General features: G+C 65.9%; 11 protein-coding genes. 5 read left to right on the top strand and 6 right to left on the bottom strand.

Going from position 1 to position 18571, the window contains the following annotated elements:
- Together VIM61_09445 and VIM61_09450 are read right to left on the bottom strand one after the other, a co-directional pair.
- A partial coding sequence (locus VIM61_09445) for a hypothetical protein (GenBank protein ID HEY8900623.1) occupies window positions 1-909 on the bottom strand: 909 nt, incomplete at its 3' end.
- Window positions 906-2474, bottom strand: coding sequence for a glycosyltransferase family 39 protein (locus tag VIM61_09450; protein HEY8900624.1), 1569 nt, complete (start codon window positions 2472-2474; stop codon window positions 906-908). The genes VIM61_09450 and VIM61_09445, both read right to left, overlap by 4 nt.
- A gap of 139 nt (window positions 2475-2613) precedes the next feature.
- Here VIM61_09450 and aroC point away from each other — a divergent pair, with 139 nt between their 5' ends.
- From aroC to VIM61_09475, 5 genes are all read left to right on the top strand, one after another.
- A complete protein-coding gene (aroC, locus tag VIM61_09455; GenBank protein ID HEY8900625.1) occupies window positions 2614-3708 on the top strand; it encodes a chorismate synthase in 1095 nt (364 codons plus the stop codon).
- Between the two features lie 72 nt (window positions 3709-3780).
- Complete coding sequence (locus VIM61_09460) at window positions 3781-4659, top strand: CvpA family protein (GenBank protein HEY8900626.1); 879 nt, start codon at window positions 3781-3783, stop codon at window positions 4657-4659.
- A gap of 3 nt (window positions 4660-4662) precedes the next feature.
- Window positions 4663-6123 carry an Asp-tRNA(Asn)/Glu-tRNA(Gln) amidotransferase subunit GatB gene (gene gatB, locus VIM61_09465; GenBank protein ID HEY8900627.1) on the top strand — a complete coding sequence of 487 codons (1461 nt, stop codon included), beginning with the start codon at window positions 4663-4665 and terminating at the stop codon, window positions 6121-6123.
- A gap of 76 nt (window positions 6124-6199) precedes the next feature.
- Window positions 6200-9544 carry a glycosyltransferase gene (locus VIM61_09470; GenBank protein HEY8900628.1) on the top strand — a complete coding sequence of 1115 codons (3345 nt, stop codon included), beginning with the start codon at window positions 6200-6202 and terminating at the stop codon, window positions 9542-9544.
- Window positions 9541-10629 (top strand): glycosyl hydrolase, encoded by a 1089-nt coding sequence (locus VIM61_09475; protein HEY8900629.1) that lies wholly within the window; start codon window positions 9541-9543, stop codon window positions 10627-10629. Before VIM61_09470 ends, VIM61_09475 begins: the two co-directional genes overlap by 4 nt.
- On the opposite strand, the gene VIM61_09480 is transcribed toward VIM61_09475, so the two are convergent.
- The 4 genes from VIM61_09480 to glgX form a co-directional block, all read right to left on the bottom strand.
- Window positions 10603-11829, bottom strand: coding sequence for a hypothetical protein (locus VIM61_09480; protein ID HEY8900630.1), 1227 nt, complete (start codon window positions 11827-11829; stop codon window positions 10603-10605). The genes VIM61_09475 and VIM61_09480 overlap by 27 nt on opposite strands.
- Window positions 11830-12031: 202 nt before the next feature.
- Complete coding sequence (gene treZ / locus VIM61_09485) at window positions 12032-13717, bottom strand: malto-oligosyltrehalose trehalohydrolase (protein ID HEY8900631.1); 1686 nt, start codon at window positions 13715-13717, stop codon at window positions 12032-12034.
- Window positions 13714-16359, bottom strand: a complete 2646-nt coding sequence (gene treY, locus VIM61_09490; protein HEY8900632.1) for a malto-oligosyltrehalose synthase — start codon at window positions 16357-16359, stop codon at window positions 13714-13716. The genes treZ and treY overlap by 4 nt, the downstream gene beginning before the upstream one ends.
- On the bottom strand, window positions 16349-18541 hold the full coding sequence (glgX, locus tag VIM61_09495) for a glycogen debranching protein GlgX (GenBank protein ID HEY8900633.1): 2193 nt from the start codon (window positions 18539-18541) through the stop codon (window positions 16349-16351). The genes treY and glgX overlap by 11 nt, the downstream gene beginning before the upstream one ends.
- Window positions 18542-18571 lie beyond the last annotated feature (30 nt).

Consider the following 18571-nt stretch of genomic DNA (forward strand, 5'->3'; position numbering starts at 1 on the left):
CCCGCCGGTGACGAGCCACGCGCAGCCGGCCGCGGGGAGAAAAGCCATCGCGACAAAAATCAGCGCCGAGAGGCGGGCCGAGTCGACGGCGAAAAGGAACATCGCGCCGACCGCGATGCTGAGGAACAGAAACGTGTGCACGCTGTAGAGCGGCATCGTTGCGTAGAGGAGCAGCGCGACCCACGTCGGCAGCAGGCCGCGCTCGCCGCGCAGGTAGCGGGAGCGCCAGTGGTCGAGCAGGAAGAGGCCGGCGGGCAATGCGAAAAGCAGACCGCGCTGCGTGACGAAGAGCGTGAGGAAGAGGTTTTTCCAGGCCTGCGGATTCTGGACGTCCTGCGGTGTAAAATTTCCACTCGCGAAGGCCTGCCCGAGCCACGCAAAGCCCGCGAGGCCGCCGCCGAAAAGAAATGCCGCGATCGTAAAACCGCGACCCCAGCGCCAGAGCGCCATGCCGGTGAGGGCGGCGCCGGCGAGGCCCGTCCAGACGAGGCCCTGCTCGACCGGGAGGCCGACGGCGAGAAGGAGACTGTTGAAGAGGTCGGCGCCGGGCGGGTATTTGAGCGGCTCGCCGGTGAGGATCGGGCTGTCCGGCCAGAACGGCACGCCGCTCGCGAGGTAGCGGATGAAGTCGAGGTGCAGCGCGATGTCGCCGAGGTTGTTCGGGGAAAGGATTTTCAGCGCGCCGTCCTGCGGATACAGCAGCCAAAGGAAGGCGCGCAGGCTGGCGAGGACGAAGCAGCCGATGACGAACCATTCGGCGGGGTGGACGGGTGCAGCGGGCTTTGCAGGGGCGATTTGCAGCCAGGCGAATGCTCCGACGGCGAGGCCGCCCGCCAGCGCGGCGAGGGCGACGACGAAATCGAGGCCGCCGTTGGGGAATGCCAGGCCGAGGCCGAGGGCGGTTCTCATTGGGGCGAGGCGGGCGCGCCGGGGCCGACGATGAGTTCGCCGTCGAGCTGGGGGGCGAAGGTCGAGACGCGGAACCACGCGTAGCAGTCCTCCTGGGCATCACGCAGGCGGAAGGCGCGGCGGTAATACGGGCCGGTCAGCAGTTTCTCCACCTTCGCGGCCTTGCTCTGCTCCGCGGCAATGAAGTCGCCGTCGAGGCGAGGCGGCCAGCTTTCATCGCGGAAATACGAGATATTCGTGAAGTCGCCGAGCATCCACGGGAGCGGGTAGTAGCTGCCGAGGAGGAGCTGGCCGTTCATCTGGCAGGCGGCGGGATCCTTGCGGGCGCGGTCGAGGAGGGGATCCGTAAAACGACGGATGTCGCGGAAGGTCTGCACGTAGACGTAGGGTTCCGCCGGGTCGTCGAAAGTGCGGAAGCTCAGCAGGGTGCTCCGCATCATCGAGAACGTGATGAGGGCGGCCCCGAGCGCGGGGATGATGGCGAAGCGCGCGAGTTCCTGCATGAGCGCGCCGAAGGTGAGGAAAAACGGCCAGAGCAGCACGAGGATGAGCCAGGGCGTCTTGTAGGGAATGATCGTGTAGGCGACGAGCGCGCCGGCGCCGTAGATCGCGAGGTAGCGGAGCGGCGCCGGGGCCGGCCAGAGCAGCCGAAAGCAGGCGAGCAGGCCGATGAGCGCGGGCCATTCGTAGCGGCCCATGAGCGCGAGCCAGTAGGTGTTCGCGTAGGTTTTGACCGTCCAATCGAGGCCGAAAAGCGTGATATGCAGCTTGTCGTAGTCGGTTTTCGCGTGGCCGTTTGCCGCGACACCGGTCTGGAACCACGCCGCGTAGGTTTCGTAGAGGCCCTTGAGCCCGGCCCAATGCAGGAACGTGCCCGAGTAGAAGAAGATGATCGAGAACAGCGCGAGCGCGGTGGCCCAGGCGGCCTGAGCGGGCGTCCAGCTCTGGGGTGCAAGCGGCATGGTCGGCCGCGAGGGCGAAAGGGCCTGCCAGCCAAGCAGACAGGGGACGGCGAGGGCGAAACAGCCGAGATGAATAAAGTAGGTTTCCTTGGTGAGGATCGTGCCCGCGATTCCGGCCGTCATCGCGTAGAGCCCGGCCGGCGTGCCGTTCTTCCAGATTTCGAGGATGCCCCACGCGATCAGGAGCAGGAAGGCGAGCAACCAAGACTCGTGGATCGAGTAGCGGGCGTAAAACACGCAGGCCGGCGAAACGGCCATCGCGGCGGCGGCCCAGCGTGCCGCGGTCGGGCCGACGAAGCGTCCCATGCGCAGGGTCAGCCACACGGCGGCGAGGCTGGCGAGCACGGCCGGCAGGCGGAGCACCCAGATCTCGCGGCCGAAGAGTTTCTGCGAGAGGAAGACCGCATACATGTGCAGCGGCCCGTGGTAGTTCGTCGGGTCGTAATTGTAGAAGCCGGTGTGCGTCATCTGGTCGGCGAACCAGCCATTCACGCCCTCGTCGAAATGCGGCGGCTTCAGGTCGAGCGCGACGAAACGCAGCGCCGCGGCGAGCAAAAGAATCAGAATTTCCGGCCACGGCCAGCGTTTGGAAATCAACAACACGCCGCTTGAGATAGGATCGGAAACGGGGAGGTGCAAGCCGCGACAATCTCCCAAAGGCGCCCGACAGGGAAAGTGGCGCGACGTGATCGACTGAGTGGCGTTGGCAAGGCGTGCAGGGCGCGCTAGGGTGTTCCGTTTTATGGGTAGTTTTTTCGGTCAGGTTTTTCGCATTGCGACGTGGGGGGAATCCCACGGGGGCGGCGTGGGCGTCGTCATCGAGGGGTGTCCGCCGCGGCTGCCGCTTTCGGAAGCCGATATCCAGCCGGCGCTGGACCGGCGCCGACCGGGGCAGAGTGATATCGTGACGCCGCGCAAGGAGAGCGACACCTGCCGGATCCTCAGCGGCGTGACGAATGGCCTCACGACGGGCACGCCGATCTCCATCATGGTGCCGAACGAGGACCAGCGCTCGTCCGCCTACTCCGAGATGGAGACGATGTATCGGCCGTCGCATGCGGACTACACCTACGAGGCGAAGTATGGCATCCGCTCCGTGGCGGGTGGCGGCAGGGCTTCCGCGCGGGAGACGATCGGCCGCGTGGCGGCGGGCGCGGTGGCGTCGAAGATTCTCGCGGCGCTGTATCCTTCGCTCGAGATCGTGTCCTACGTGACGGCGATTCACGACATCGAGACGACGGTGGACCCGGCGACGGTGACGTCCGCGGAGGTCGAGGCGAATGTCGTGCGCTGCCCGGATGCCGCGGTGGCCGAGCAAATGATCGAGCGGATCAAGCAAGTGCGCAGCGAGGGCGACTCCATCGGCGGCGTAATCGAATGCGTCGTGCGAGGCGGCCCGGCGGGACTGGGGGATCCGGTCTTCGACAAGCTCGAGGCGGATCTCGCGAAGGCGATGCTCAGCCTGCCGGCGACGAAGGGCTTCGAGCTGGGATCCGGATTTGCCGGGGCGCGGATGCGCGGTTCCGAGCACAACGATGCCTTTGTGATGCGCGATGGCCGCGTGGCCACCGTGACGAACCGCTCCGGCGGCGTGCAGGGCGGCATCAGCAATGGCGAGCCGATCGTCTTCCGGGTGGCGTTCAAGCCGACGGCGACGATCGCGCAGGCGCAGCAGACCGTCACGACGACCGGCGAGGCGGCGGAACTGAAGGCCCGCGGCCGCCACGATGCCTGCGTGCTGCCGCGCGCCGTGCCGATGGTCGACGCGATGGTCGCGCTCGTGCTGTGCGATCATGCCCTGCGGCAGCGGGCGCAGGCGGCGGTGACCGGTCAATAGTCCCGGGTCAACGGTCGCTCGGCCCGGGGCGTTTCCTCTTAAAACATCAACTTTCCACTCTCCAATCCTTCGATGCCTGAGGCCTCGCCATTCTGGCAGAACGCGTTTCTGGGATTCCTGATCCTGCTCGTGGCCTGGTCCGTGTGGGCCGGCTGGCGGGCGGGTGTCGTGCGCGAGGCGCTGGCGCTGGGCGGAATGTTTGCCGGCGGGTTCGCCGGGCTGGCCGCCGGCGGCGCGGTCGGGCCTCTTCTGGGCAAAGTTTTCCCCGTGCCCGGGCTGGTGATTGGCGTGGTGGTAGGCCTCGTCGTCGGCATCGGCGTCTATCTTGGCGCGTGGGTGCTCGGGGCCGTGTTGTTCAAACGCACCGCGCAACAGCCGTCGTTTCTGCTGCGGATGGTCTTCGGCGGCGGCGGCGCGCTGGTCGGATTGTTCGTCGGCGTGACGCTCGTGTGGGGCGCGCTGCTTTTCGTGCGCGGGCTGGGGGGCTTTTACGAAGGCACGCTCGAGCCGGCGGCTGCGCGCAGCCCGCACATTCCGCCGGCGGGTGCGACGACGAAGGCGCTGGTGAAGTTGAAGCGCTCGATCGAGGCCGGCTCCACCGGGCAGCAGCTCGTCTCGATGGACGTGATGCCGGACGAGTTCTACCGCATTTTCGACAAGCTGGGCCAGGTTGCCGTCCGGCCCGACGCCCTGCGCCGGCTCGCTGACTATCCGCCCGTCGTCGAGCTGCTGAACGACCCGCGCATCGTCGCGATCGCGAGCGATCCCGAGACCGCGGACGCCGCGCGCGAGCAGGGAATCGCTGCGCTGATGAAGAATCCGCACATCCTCCAGGCCGCCAACGATCCCGCCTTGATCGCAAAGGTCCAAAAGCTTGATATCGAAAAGGCGCTCGATTTCGCGCTCGCCGCGCCCGCGCACCCTGCCAAAAAATCTCCCGTTTCTCCGTAAGCCATGCCCAACGACTACATCGCCACCATCGGACTCGAGGTCCACGTTCAGCTCAAGACGCGCAGCAAGATGTTCTGCGGTTGCGCGGTCGAGTATGGCGCCGAGCCGAATACGAACGTCTGCCCGGTCTGCCTCGGCATGCCCGGCGCCCTGCCGGTGATGAACGAGGAGGCGCTGAAGCTCACGGCGCTCGCCGGCCTCATGCTCGGCTGCGAGATCGCGCCGCGCTGCAAATTCGACCGGAAGAATTATTTCTACCCGGACATGCCGAAGAACTACCAGATCTCGCAATACGACCTGCCGATCTGCCTGAACGGCGCCGTGCCGCTGCACGATCTCGCGTATCCGAAGGACGCGCAGAAGACGATCGCCACGCCGGACAAGAAAGTCCGCCTTACCCGCATTCACCTCGAGGAAGACGTCGCCAAGAGCTTCCACACGGAGAATGGCACGGGCATCGATTTCAATCGCGCCGGCACGCCGCTCATGGAAATCGTCTCCGAGGCGGAGATTGCCTCGGCCGAGGAAGCCTTCGCGTATCTCACCGTGCTCCAGCAGGTGATGATCTACGGCGGCGTGAGCGACGCCGACATGGAGAAGGGCCAGCTCCGCTGCGACGTGAATGTTTCCGTGCGCCGCGCCGGCACCGATAAATGGGGCACGAAGATCGAGCTCAAGAATCTCAACTCGATCAGCGGCGTGCGCCGCGCGCTGCTGTTTGAAATCCCCCGCCAGATCGACGTGCTCGAGGCGGGCGGCAAGCTCGATCAGGAGACCCGCCGCTGGGACGACGCCCTCGGCGAGACGACGCTCATGCGCATCAAGGAATCCGCGCACGATTACCGCTATTTCCCCGATCCCGATCTGCTGCCCGTTCGCACCGAGGGAATCGTGACCGCCGCGCGCGACCGCATGCCCGAGCTGCCGTGGGACAAACGCGCCCGGTTCATTGCCGACTACGGCGTGAGTTCCTACGACGCCGGAGTGCTCGCGAACGATCTCGACCTCGCCGCGTATTTCGAGACGGCGGCGAAGGGCGCGAAGAAGCCGAAGAATATCGCGAACTGGATCCTCAACGACCTCCAGAGCACGCTCTCCGCGGAGAGCCTCACGATCAGCGATTGCCCGATTCCGCCCGCGGCGCTCGACGAGCTCGTGAATCTCATCGATTCCGGCACGATCAATGGCAAGCAGGGCAAGGAAGTCTTTGCCGAGATGTTTGCGACGAAGAAGCCGGCCGCGGTGATCGTCGAGGAGAAGGGCATGAAACAGGTGAGCGACACCGGCGCGATCGAGGCGCTCTGCGATCAGGCGATCGCAAACAGCGAACGCGCGGTCGCCGAATACAAGGCCGGCAAGCTGGCTGCGATCAATGCGATCAAGGGCCAGGTGATGAAGCTCTCCAAGGGCCAGGCAAATCCCGTGCTCGTGGGCGAGATCCTCGAGCGGAAACTCGCCAGCTAGCGGCGCGCGCTCTTTTTGGGCGCAAACAGTTTGAACGGCGGAGGCGCGGCGCGGTCTGACGGATTGACCTCATTCCGTGAACTCCCGCGATTTTGTCTTTCTGGATCCCTCCGGTCGGCGCTGGCCGAGATTGCGGCTGCTCGGTTGGGTGGCGGCGATTCTGGTGGCCGTTGCGGTGGGAATTTTCGTCTACACGCTCCTGGCGGATCCGCCGCTTCCCGCCCGGCTGCGCGATCTGAAGAAGCAGATTCGCTCGGAGCAGCATGCGAACCCGGTCGCGCAGTTCAATGCGCCACAGAGTAGCTGGATCAAATATTACGAGGCGAACCGCGCGAAGCTCGATCAGCTCGCCGCGGCCGGCCGAAAGACGCGCCGGGCGCTGGACAAGAACGGGCCGGAAATTCGCGCGGGATTCTTTGTGAATTGGGACGAGGAGAGCTTTCGTTCGCTCAGCCAGCACGCGGGGCAGCTTACGCACGTGTGCCCGGAGTCGATGCGTGTCACGGGCGTCGACGGGAAGCTGGAGGTCGAGCCGAACGAGCGCCTCGAGCGGTTCGCCCACATCAGCGGACTCAAGGTCGTGCCCGTCTTGACGAATTTGAGCGACGCCGGGTGGGAGCCGGAGGCGGTGGAGTATCTTGCCTTCGGTCCGGCGCCGCAGCGGGCGCGGTTCATCCAGAACCTGCGCGACAAGCTCGGCCAGATGGCCGCCGCCGGGGTGCTGATCGACTGGGAGCAGATGGATCCCGCCTACAAGCCGCAGCTCACCCAGCTTTTCACCGAGATTGCAAAGGGGTTGAAGGCCGACGGGCGTGAACTGTGGCTGGCGGTGCCGCTCGGCGAGGAGCTGGGGCAATACGATCTCGAGGCGCTCAGCGACGTGGTAGACCGCTTCGTTCTCCAGCTTCACGACGAGAATGGCGACGATGACGAGCCAGGCCCGATCGCGTCGCAGGACTGGTTCGACGGATGGCTGAACCTCGTGACGTCCTACGGCGACCCGGACCAATGGATCATCGACATCGGCAACTACGGCTACGACTGGGCGAAGGGCCAGCCGAAGGCGCAGACGGTGTCCTTCGCCGACACGATGAGCCGGGCGCGCTATGCGGAGCCGGAGGACGTCGCGGTGGACAAGCCGACGTTCAATCCGACGTTCGCCTACACGGACTCTGGCATCGAACACGCGGTCTGGTTCCTCGACGCGGCGACGTTCCTGAATCAGCTCCGCGCCGCGCAGGATCGCGGGGCGGGCGGGTTCATGCTGAACCGGCTTGGCTCCGAGGATCCGCAGGTGTGGGACGCGATCAAGGTCGCCTCGAATCCCCAGCCGAACGCCGCCGCCCTCGCGTCGCTCGCGGCGATGCCAAGTGGCCCGGTCGTGAGCGATCTTGGCTCCGGCGACGTCGTTTCCGTGGAGAACGACCAACAGCCCGGCAGGCGGGAGCTGGCCGCCGGCCCGAACGGTCGCGTGACGGAGCATTATGTCGATTTTCCGATTTATCCGACGCTCTATCACAAGGGCGCTGGCGGCGGGCATCGCTTCGCGCTGACGTTCGACGACGGGCCGGACCCCGAGTGGACGCCGAAGATTCTCGATATCCTCAAGGCGCATCACGTCCACGCGACCTTCTTCTTGATCGGCGAAAACGCAGAGGCGAATCCTGCGCTGGTGCGCCGCATCCTCGCCGAAGGCCACGAGATCGGCAGCCATTCCTACACGCATCCGAATCTCGGTCTCGCGTCGCCCGAGCAGGTGAAGCTCGAGCTGAACGCCACGCAGCGCTTGCTGGAATCCCTCACCGGACGCTCCACGACGCTGTTTCGACCGCCCTACGATGCCGATGCCCAGCCGGCGGACGTCGCCCAGGTGGCGCCGCTCGAGATCGCGGACCGCATGGGCTACCAGACCGTGCTCGAGTCGATCGACCCCGAGGACTGGGACCGGCCCGGCGCCAAGGAGATCGTGAAGCGCGTGAAGGCGCAGCTCGACGGTGGCACGAACATCCTCCTGCACGACGGCGGCGGCGAGCGCTCGCAGACGGTGAAGGCGCTCCCGAAGATCCTCGACGACATTGCCGCGCGCGGCGACGCAGTCGTCCCGCTGCACGAGCTGCTCGGCCTGACGACCGACGATGTGATGCCGCCGCTGCCCGGCTCGCGCTTTGCCTTCGAGCGGTTCGCGAGCGCGATGGGCTTCAACGCGATGTATCTCACGCAGCAGATTTTCTGGGCTTTCGTCATGCTGGCGATGGCGCTCGTCGCGCTGCGGACGGTGATCGTGCTGATGCTGGCGATTCGGAATTTCCGTCGGCCGAAGACCGGGCTTCCTGCCGGCTTTGCCCCGCCGGTCAGCGTGCTCGTGCCGGCCTACAATGAGGGCAAGGTGATTGCTGCGACGCTGCGTTCGGTGCTCTCGACAAGATACGCGTCGCCGGTGGAGGTCGTGATGGTGGACGACGGGTCGACGGACGACACCTTCGAGGCGGCGGAGGCCGTCGCGGCCAACGATTCGCGCGTGCGGGTGATTCGGCAGGCGAATGCGGGCAAGGCGGCGGCGCTCCACCACGCCCTGCTCGAGGCCACGCACGACATCGTGATCTTCATCGATGCCGATACGCGCATCGTCGCGGATGCCTTTGCCGCGCTGGTTCCGCCGCTCGCCGATCCGAAGGTTGGCGCGGTCTCGGGTCACGCCCGGGTCGGCAACCGCCGTAGTTTTGTCGGGCGCTGCCAGGACCTCGAATACATCTGCGGCTTCAATCTCGACCGTCGCGCCTACACGGAATGGAACGGCATCACCGTCGCGCCGGGGGCGATCAGCGCCTTCCGCAAGGAGGCGATTGCGGCCGCCGGGGGATTCAGTCGCGACACGCTGGCCGAGGATACCGACCTCACGCTCTCGGTGCATGCGGCGGGCTACCGCGTCGGTTACGTGCCGGATGCCGTGGCGTGGACCGAGGCGCCGGAGACGGTGCGAACGCTCGCGAAGCAGCGATTTCGCTGGGCCTTCGGCACGCTGCAGAGCATCTGGAAGCATCGCCGGCTGACGTTTTCGCGGAGCAAGCCGGGCCTTGGCTGGTTCAGCCTGCCAAGCGTCTGGTTCTTCCAGCTCCTGCTGGTGGCGGTCGCCCCGCTCATCGATGCTTTGTTCCTGTGGTCGATGATCATGGAGCGGCAGCTCGCGGTGCTGCCGTATTTCCTCGCCTTCATCGGCTGCGATCTCGCGCTGGCGCTTGTCGCCTGCTGGATGGAGCGCGAGCCGTTGCGGACCGCGCTGCGCATCATTCCCATGCGCTTCGTTTATCGGCCGCTGCTGAGCTACGTCGTGTGGAAGGCGATCCTGCGGGCGATGAAGGGCGCCGTGGTGGACTGGGGCAAGCTCGACCGCACGGCGAGCGTCGCGGAGGTGACGCCATGAAAAGGATGCTCGCAATTCTGGGGCTGACCGCCGCGCTGGCCGCCCATGGCGCGCCGGTGGAGAAGGGGCAGCGACTCGTGGTTCCCGCCCATGGCGCGTATTTCGGTGCGTTCGTGGATTTTGGCGACACCGAGGATGCCGTGACACTCGGCGGTATCGAGCGTTTTGAGAAGCTCGTCGGAAAGCATCTCGCGATCGTGGCGTCGTCGAGCTACTGGGGCGAGCAGTCGTTTCCTGCGGCCAATCTCGAGCTCATCGCCCGCCATGGCGCGGTGCCGCTGGTATTCTGGTCGCCGTGGGATCGCCCCTACGAGCAGCTCAAGGGGCCGGATCGTTTCAGCCTCGACGCGATTCTCGCCGGCAAGTGGGACGCCTACATCGACCAGTGGGCGGCCGGCGCGGCGGCGTTTGGGCGGCCGATGCTGGTCTCGTTCGGCAACGAGATGAACGGCTGCTGGTTCCCGTGGTCCGGCTGTTTCTACGGCGGGGGCAGGCCCGCGCCGGGTGGCGGATTCCAAGGGCCGGAGGAATTCAAGCGCGCCTGGCGCTACATCGTGGATCGCGTGCGCGCCCATGGCGGGACGAACGTTCAGTGGGTCTTCCACGCGAACAATTACTCCGACCCGCAGGAAAAATGGAACGCCGTGGAGCAATATTATCCCGGCCCCCGATACGTCGACTGGCTCGGCCTCAGCATCTACGGCAAGCAGGAGCGCAGTCAGGACCATTGGATGGACTTCGACGAGGATCTGCTCGAGGAGCCTTACGCCTACATCGGCGCGGTCGATCGCACGAAACCAATCATGATTGCGGAGTTCGGCGTGGGCGAGTTTCCCGACATTGGCAGCAAGGCGACGTGGATCGCGCATGCGTTCGCCTCGATGTCCGCGCCGCAATATTCCCGGATCAAGGCCGCGGTTTACTGGCACGAGCGCTGGCAGAACGAGGATGGAACCTACAGCAACCTCCGGGTGAACTCGTCGCTCGAGACACTGGAGGCCTTCCGCGCCGGTGTCGGGACGCCGCATTGGCTGGGCGCGCCGGAACTTACGTCACCTTCAATCGTTGCGCGGGAGCTCCGGTGATGCCGCCGCCCGCGGCCGTCGGAAGAGCAGCCGCGCGACCACGACGACGAGCAGCAGGCCGCCGATGAACAGGCCGATGAGAATCGCGGCGCGCTGGAAAATTTCGTCCATCACGTGCTCGGCCTGCTCGTCGAGAAGGCGGGCGACCTGCAGGGCCGACGAGTGCTCCGGATCGGTTGCGGTTTCGTCGAGCAATCGATTCAGGCCGGCGACGAGCGCGTTGAGCTTGTCGAGCGAGGTGGTGGCGCCGTTGAGTGCCGCGACGTAGTCATCCGGCGTGAATGGGAGCTGCTGGACCTTCGTGGCGAGGGCGTCCGCCGAGGTGACGGTGCCGTGCAGGGAATCCGTGATGCGGGCGAGGCTGCCCAGCGAGTCGCGAATCTCGGGCAAGGCCTCGCGGACAATCTGCTGGCGGCCGGCGAAGAGGTCCTCGATCTGTTGCGGGAGGGTGTTGGCGAGATCGGCCCAGCGATCGAAATTCGGATTCACCGTCGCGATCGGAAAGCGCTCGGCGACGCGGTCCACGGTGAGGTCGGCCTGCTGCGAGAGAATGAGAGGCGTGCGCTCGATGTAGAACATCATGCGTTCGCCGTAGAGGAGGGATTGATTCACGCTGCCCAGCCAGCGGCGCACGTTGGCCAGCAGTCCTCGCGCGGAGGCGGATTCCTCGAAACGCCGGAGGACGACGCCGTCGAGATTGCGCAGGCGCACGTCCATCACTTCGCGCGGGCCGGGGCCGGATTCCTTCCACGCGGCGATCAGGGCGCGGAGGTCGGCGATCTGGGCCGGAGTGAGAACGGTGCGGACTTCCTCTTCGATCTCGCGATCCATGTCGGCATAGACCGTGCCGAGGCTGGCGGCCTTCTCGCCGAGCACTTCGGGGATCCAGTAGCGATCGACGGCCCATTTCCCGGCGGAAATGAAGACGGCCATGTCGAGGAGGTTGGCGCGGGGATCTTTCGATGCGGCGATCGTCATGGAGGCCGTTGCGAGCGCGATCTTCAGCCGCTGCGCCTTCACCTGCCGCGCCACGTCGGGCTCCTCGGCGAGGTAGCGGTCGAGCGACGACCAGACTTCGGTGACGAAGCGGTCCGAAAAATCCATCACGTTCTGCTGGATGCGGCCGATCGACGCGGTCGGCGAAGAATCCTCGCGCTCGGCGGGTGCGGTCGCGGCGGGGGCGCCCACAGGATCGCGCACGGAATCGCGGAAGTGCTGCGCGCAGCCGCTCAGCAGAAGTGCGACAAGGACGGCCCAGAGCCCCGATCTCGCGCCCCGGAGGGACGCAATCTGGGAGGAGCAGGATGGGGCGAAAGTCATGGCGGGCCGGCGACGGAAGCACGTTCAATGCACGTTTTCCGGCGCGACGGCCAGCTTTTGGGCCCCGGCGTTTCGGCGAAGGTCAGGCTCGGCGAAAAATCACCGTGGAGCGGGGCGCACCGATCTCGCCGAAGGCGAGCGCCGTCAGCCAGTCGCCGAAGGGCAGCGGAATTGGCTGGGACTGGTCGGCGAAATTGAAGGCGGCGACGACGTTGCCGCGCTGGAGGGTGAGCCAGTTTGCGGCCTCGTCGAAGCGGACGTCGGCGAGCGCGTCGACGGGGATCTCGCGACGAATGGCGAGGAGGTCGCGATGCCAGTCGAGCAGGGCGCGGTGGGCGGGTTCGGCGATCTCGTCCCAGCGGAGCTTCGAGTATTCGAAAGTTTCGCGGGCCTGGGGATCGGGGACGGATTCCGGGTCCCAGTCGAACGCGGCGAACTCGTGGCGACGGCCTTCCGTGACGGCGCGGCCGAGTTCCTCGTTGTGGTCGGTGAAAAATTGGAACGAGGTGCTGGCGCCCCATTCCTCGCCCTGGAAAAGCATCGGGACGAAGGGGCAGAGGAGCAGAAGGGCGGCGGCGGCGTGGACGCCAGCGGGATCGAGCAGGTGGGTGAGGCGGTCGCCGAGGGCGCGGTTGCCGGTTTGGTCGTGATTCTGCGCGCAGACGACGAGCTGGTGCGGGGCGACATCGATCGGCGGCCGACCGTGAGCGCGGTGGCGGAAGGGCGAGTATTGTCCGTCGAAGACGTAGCCCTGCTCGAGGGCCTTGGCGACCTGCGCGAGGCTGCCGAAGTCGGCATAGTAGCCGTCGCGGTCCTTCGTGAGGAAGGCGTGGAGCGCATGGTGGAAGTCATCTTCCCAATGGGCGTCGAGGCCGTAGCCGCCTCGGGCGATGGGGTGGACGAAGCGCGGGTTATTCAGGTCGCTCTCGGCAATGAGGATGAGGGAACGGCCGGTGACGGCGGACAGTTCGGCCACGCGCTCGGCCATTTGTTCGAGAATGTGGATGGCGCTCTCGTCGTGGATGGCGTGGACGGCGTCGAGGCGGAGACCGTCGAAGCGATAGTCGCGCAGCCACATGAGGGCATTTTCGATGAAGAAGGCGCGAACTTCGTCGCTGTAATCGCCGTCGAAGTTCAGCGCGCTGCCCCAGGGGGTCTTCACGCGATCGGTGAAATACGGGCCGAACGCGCCGGTGTAATTTCCGTCGGGGCCGAGGTGGTTGTAGACGACGTCGAGGAGCACGGCGAGGCCGAGGGCGTGGGCCTGCTGGATGAAGTGCTTGAGATCGTCCGGCGTGCCGTAGGCCGGGTGCGGCGCGTAGATGGCGGCGCCGTCGTAGCCCCAGCCGCGCTCTCCAGGAAAGGTGGCCAGTGGGAGCAGCTCGACATGCGTGACGCCGAGATCGCGCAGGTGGGCGAGTTTCTCCGCGGCGGCGGCGTAGGTGCCGGCCCAGGTGAACGTGCCAATGTGCAGCTCGTAGATGACGGCCTCGCCGAGCGGCTTTGGGCGAAAGGCGGTATCGGGCCACGCAAAGGCCGCGTGATCGATGACGACGGAGGAACCGTGGACGCCGTCCGGTTGCCACAACGAGCGCGGGTCGGGGAAGGGGCCGTTGCTGTCGATCCGGAATTTGTAGCGGGTGCCGGGGCCGGCCTCGGGGACCTCGACGCCCCACCAGCCGCGGTCTCCCGCGGTCATCTGGTGACCACCGGAGTCGAGGACGAGCTCGAGGGATTTGGCGAACGGAGCCCAGATTTCGAAGATCATGTTTCGCGGGTGAGCAGGGCGACGGGGAAGGCGGCGAAGAGGTCGGCGGGGGCGGTGTCCCCGGTGAAGGCGGTCCCGTTGAACGCGCTGCGCCAGGCGCCCGGCGGAAGCGGAATGACGGTGTCGCCCCAGTCGCCGCCGAGCGTGAGGGTGAATCGCGGGACGGAGACGATGAGGTCCGTCCCGCGCCGATAGCTCATCACGTGGCCGAGGTGAGAGCCTCTCGCACTAATGGGCTGATGGACGCCGTTGAAGACGGCGGCGTGCGAATGCCGGATCGCGAGGGCGCGCTGGATGAGGAAAAGTTTCGGCAGGCCGGAATCCCAGTCGGCGAGGGCCTCGACGGCACTGAGCGTGCGGACGCGGGCGAGGAGATCGCGCCGGGCGGCGAAGTCGACGGGACGGCGGTTGTCGGGATCCACGAGGCTGAGGTCCCAGAGCTCGGTGCCCTGATAGAAGTCCGGCGTGCCGGGCGCGGTGAGCTTCACCAGCGTCTGCGCGAGGCTGTTGATGCGGCCGGGCCGGACGAGCGGCTCGACGAAGGTCGCGAGGTCGGTGGTGAATTTCTCGTCGGCGAGAATGGTCTCGGTGAATTCGCGGAGGCCTTCCTCGTAGCCGATGTTTGGTTCGTGCCAGGTCGTGCGAATCTTCGCTTCTCGGCAGGACTTCAGCAGGTATTGCCAGGCGCGGTCGAAGGAGATCGGCCAGGCGCCGATGAGCGTCTGGTAAAGCAGGAACTCGGCGTGGCGGTCGGGCTCGCGACCGCGCCAGGCGGACTGATTGATCGCGGACCAGCGGAGGACGGCGGCGTTCCAGCGCTCGGGAATCTCCGTGAGGACGCTGATGCGCGTGCGGACGTCCTCGCTGCGCTTGGTGTCGTGAGTGGAGGTTGGCAGGAGGTTGTGCGGCCAGCGGTTTTGGAGGTGCGCGCAGAATTGGTGGAACTTCGAGGGCGCGATGCCGAGCTGCGAGGGCTGCGAGCCGACTTCGTTGCAGGATACGAGGCGGTCGTAGCAATAGAACGTCGTGTCTTCGGCGCCCTTGGCCATGACGGCCGGGGCGAGCTGCTGCCAGCGCGCGATGAAGTCGGCCTCGAGCGGGCCGTCGAGGTCGTTCGTGAGCAGGGCGTCGAGGAAGGCGAAGACCTCGGGCTCGATCGTCTCGACAAGGGCGTTCGATTGAGCGATGGCGGCGGCAACGGCGTCGGTGATGATCTTTTTATCGATCGCGGAGACGACATGCGGGTGCTGCGTGAGATAGGTGCGATAGACGGGCAGCGAGACAATGAGGTGCGCGATGGCTTTCTCGAGCTGCGCGCGGGAGAGGTCGTGCGTGGTCCATCGAGCCTGGGCGATGTTCCCCGCAAGCGTCGTCAGGCGCTCGAGATCGGCGGTGAAATGCGTGTGGATGATCTCGCGCTTCTTTTCGCGGACGAGCGCCGGGTAATTGACCGGGTGGCCGGTGAAGTCCGCGTAAATCGCGGTGATGGCGTCGGCTTTCTCCTCGTCCATCCAGAGGCGATTCACCTTGCTGAGGAACTCGTAGCCGACGGTGCCGTCGATGGCCCAGTCGTCGGGAAGCTTCTCCTCGGAATCGAGAATCTTTTCGGCGTAGATGCGGCCGTCGGGGAGGAGCTGGCGGAGGCGGTCGAAATATTCACGCGGGTCGCGGAGGCCGTCCGGATGGTCGACGCGGAGGCCGGCGAGGTCGCCATTGGCCACCATGCGGGCGATGCGGGCGTGGGCGGCATCGAAGATCGCGGGGGATTCCACGCGCACGCCGACGAGCGTGCCGATGTTGAAAAAACGGCGGTAGTTGATGATCTCGCCTTCGAGCTTCCACCACGCGAGCCGGTAGAACTGGTCCTCGAGAAGGGCGTGCATCTGGTCGGGATGGGCGACGATGTCCGCGCAATGGGCGGCAACCTGGGTGCGGATGCCGGGATCGGCGAGGAGCGCGCGCGTGGCCTCGGTGGCCTGCGTCGTGAGCAGGCGATAGCGCTCGATCGTGCGGGGCTCGGGCTGGTGCTGCTGGCGGAGCTTGGCGAGCTCGGGCAGCACGAAGGCGAGGTCCGGCGCGGCGGGGCCGAGAATGCGGCGCCACGAGGCAGGGCCGAGCGGAAATGTGCTCTCGTAGTAGCGAAGACGAGGCAGGCCGGAGTCGAGATCGATCTCGAGCTCGCCCTGCTCGAGCACCTTGCCGTAGGGCTGGCCGAGCGTGCAGATGGCGATCTCCCAGCGCTCGGCGATCGCGTAGGGGAAGAGGTCAAATGCGGTGGCGTGTTCGCTGAACGGGCCATGGGTGAGGACGTCGCTCCACCAGACGTTCGCGGTGTGCGTCGTCATGTGGTTCGGCACGATGTCGAGCAACACGCCGAGGCCGGCGGCTTTCGCGGCGGCAATGAAGGATTCCCATGCGGGCTCGCCGCCGATCTCGTCATTGACGCGGGTGGGATCGGCGACGTCGTAGCCATGCATGCTCCCGGGAGCCGCCTGCAGGCAGGGCGAGAGGTAGACGTGGCTGATGCCGAGATCGTGCAGGTAGGGCAACGTCTCTGCGGCGGCGGCGAGCGGGAAATCCCGATTCACCTGGAGGCGATAGGTCGCGAACCAGGGCGGATTCTGGGTTATTTCACCGGGCATGGCCGAGGACGATGACGGAGCGGCCCTGAAGTCTGATGCCGCCGCCCGCGACGCGTTCCGTGTGGGCCTCGAGTTCCGGTCGGGCGGTGTCGAAGGCGATGAACCAGCGTTTGCGGCGAACGTCCTTTGGAAGCTTGAAGTCGACCGCTTCGTGATGGGCGTTCAACAAGACGAGGTAATCGTTGTCCCTTACCCGGCGGCCCGCGGCATTGCGAATCTCCGGCGCATCGCCGAAGAGCATCATGCCGAGCGTGCGCATCCAGCCACCTTCGCCCCAATCCTCGTCTTTCATGGGCTCACCGTCGGCGCGCACCCAGCGGACATTCTCGCTGGTCGCGGCGGCCTGCGGATCGAGTTCGGAGAAGCTGCGGCGGTGAAAATTCGGGTGGCTGCGGCGGTAGTGGATGAGGCGCGCGGTGAAATCGAGAAGCGACCTGCGGGTGTCGTCGAGATCCCAGTCGTGCCAGGAAATCTCGGTGTCCTGGCAGTAGCCGTTGTTGTTGCCGCCCTGCGTGCGGCCCATCTCGTCGCCGGCGCAGAGCATGGGCACCCCCTGCGAGAGCATGAGCGTCGCGAGGAAATTGCGCTTCTGGCGCTCGCGCAGCGTGTTGATGCCGTCGTCGTCGGTCGGGCCCTCGGCGCCGCAGTTCCAGCTCTCGTTGTCGTTCGCGCCGTCGTTGTTGTTCTCGCCGTTCGCGTCGTTGTGCTTCTCGTTGTAGCTGACGAGGTCGTGAAGGGTGAAGCCGTCGTGCGCGGTGATGAAGTTGATGCTCGCGGAGGGCAGGCGGCCGCTGTGTTCGTAGAGATCGGCGCTGCCGCCGAGGCGTGTGGCGATCTCGCCGTGCATGCCCATGTCGCCCTTCCAGTATTTGCGGACGCTGTCGCGGTATTTGCCGTTCCATTCGGTCCAGTTGACCGGAAACTTGCCGACCTGATAGCCGCCCATCCCTAGATCCCACGGCTCGGCGATGAGCTTCGTGGTGGCGAGGGTGGGGTCCTGATAGATCGAGGTGAAGAAAGCCCCGAGCTGGTCCACGTCGTAGAGCGAGCGGGCGAGGGCGCTGGCGAGATCGAAACGGAAGCCGTCCACGTGCATCTCTGTCACCCAATAGCGCAGGCTATCCATGAGCAGCTGCAGACTGTGGGGATGCGTCATGTTGAGCGTGTTGCCGCAGCCGGTGAAATCCATGTAGTAGCGACCCTTGCCCTTGACGATGCGGTAGTAGGAGAGGTTGTCGATCCCGCGAAAGGAGAGCGTGGGACCACGCTCGTTGCCCTCGGCGGTGTGGTTGTAAACCACGTCCATGATGACCTCGATGCCGGCTTTGTGCAGCGCCTTCACCATCTCGCGGAATTCGTTGACGGCGTCCGCGGGATGCCCCTTGCTTGCGGCATAGGTGCGCTGCGGGGCGAAGAAGCCGAGCGTGTTGTAGCCCCAGTAGTTGTGCAGGCCTTTTTCCTGCAGATGGCGATCATCGGCGAAATACTGGATCGGAAGGAGCTCGATCGCGGTGATGCCGAGCTTCGTGAGATAGTCAATGATGACGGGGTGGCCGATGGCGGCGTAGGTGCCGCGGATTTCCTCCGGCACATCGGGGTGCCGCATGGTGAGGCCCTTCACGTGCGCCTCGTAGATGACGGTGTCGTGCCAGGCCGTGCCCGGAGGTTTGTCGTCCTCCCAGTCGAACTCCGGGTTCGTCACGATCGCGAGCGGCGCGAACGGCGCGCTGTCGCGTTCGTCGAAGGTGAGGTCGTCACCCTCCGCGCCGATCGTGTAGCCAAAGAGCGCGTCATCCCACGTGATCTCGCGGCCGATGGCTTTTGCGTAGGGATCGAGCAGGAGCTTGTTAGAATTGAACCGGCAGCCGTGTTCAGGCTCGTAGGGGCCATGCACGCGGTAGCCGTAGAGCTGGCCGGGACCGATTTCGGGCAGGTAGATGTGCCAGACGCCATTCGTGCGCTCGCGAAGGCGAATGCGTTTCGATTCCGCGGTGGATTCGCTTTTGTCGAACAGGCAGAGATCGACCGCCTCGGCCCCTTCCGAAAAAAGGGCGAAATTCGTGCCCTTGCCGTCGTAGGTGGCGCCCTGCGGGAACGGCGACCCCGCCTGGTAATCCTCGTCGATGCCCGGCGTCGATACGTCCCCCAGGATTTCCAATTCGTCTTTTGGCGCTTCGGTCATACGCGGAAACATACGTGCCGCAGATTCTTT

The organism is Chthoniobacterales bacterium, from assembly GCA_036569045.1.
Classification (GTDB): Bacteria; Verrucomicrobiota; Verrucomicrobiia; order Chthoniobacterales; family JAATET01; genus JAATET01.

What these genes read in the sequence shown, in the direction of transcription:
- treZ (HEY8900631.1), bottom strand. Translation starts at nt 13,717, where the DNA reads ATGATCTTCGAAATCTGGGCTCCGTTCGCCAAATCCCTCGAGCTCGTC.
- VIM61_09475 (HEY8900629.1), top strand. Translation starts at nt 9,541, where the DNA reads ATGAAAAGGATGCTCGCAATTCTGGGGCTGACCGCCGCGCTGGCCGCC.
- aroC (HEY8900625.1), top strand. Translation starts at nt 2,614, where the DNA reads ATGGGTAGTTTTTTCGGTCAGGTTTTTCGCATTGCGACGTGGGGGGAA.
- gatB (HEY8900627.1), top strand. Translation starts at nt 4,663, where the DNA reads ATGCCCAACGACTACATCGCCACCATCGGACTCGAGGTCCACGTTCAG.
- VIM61_09460 (HEY8900626.1), top strand. Translation starts at nt 3,781, where the DNA reads ATGCCTGAGGCCTCGCCATTCTGGCAGAACGCGTTTCTGGGATTCCTG.
- treY (HEY8900632.1), bottom strand. Translation starts at nt 16,359, where the DNA reads ATGCCCGGTGAAATAACCCAGAATCCGCCCTGGTTCGCGACCTATCGC.
- glgX (HEY8900633.1), bottom strand. Translation starts at nt 18,541, where the DNA reads ATGACCGAAGCGCCAAAAGACGAATTGGAAATCCTGGGGGACGTATCG.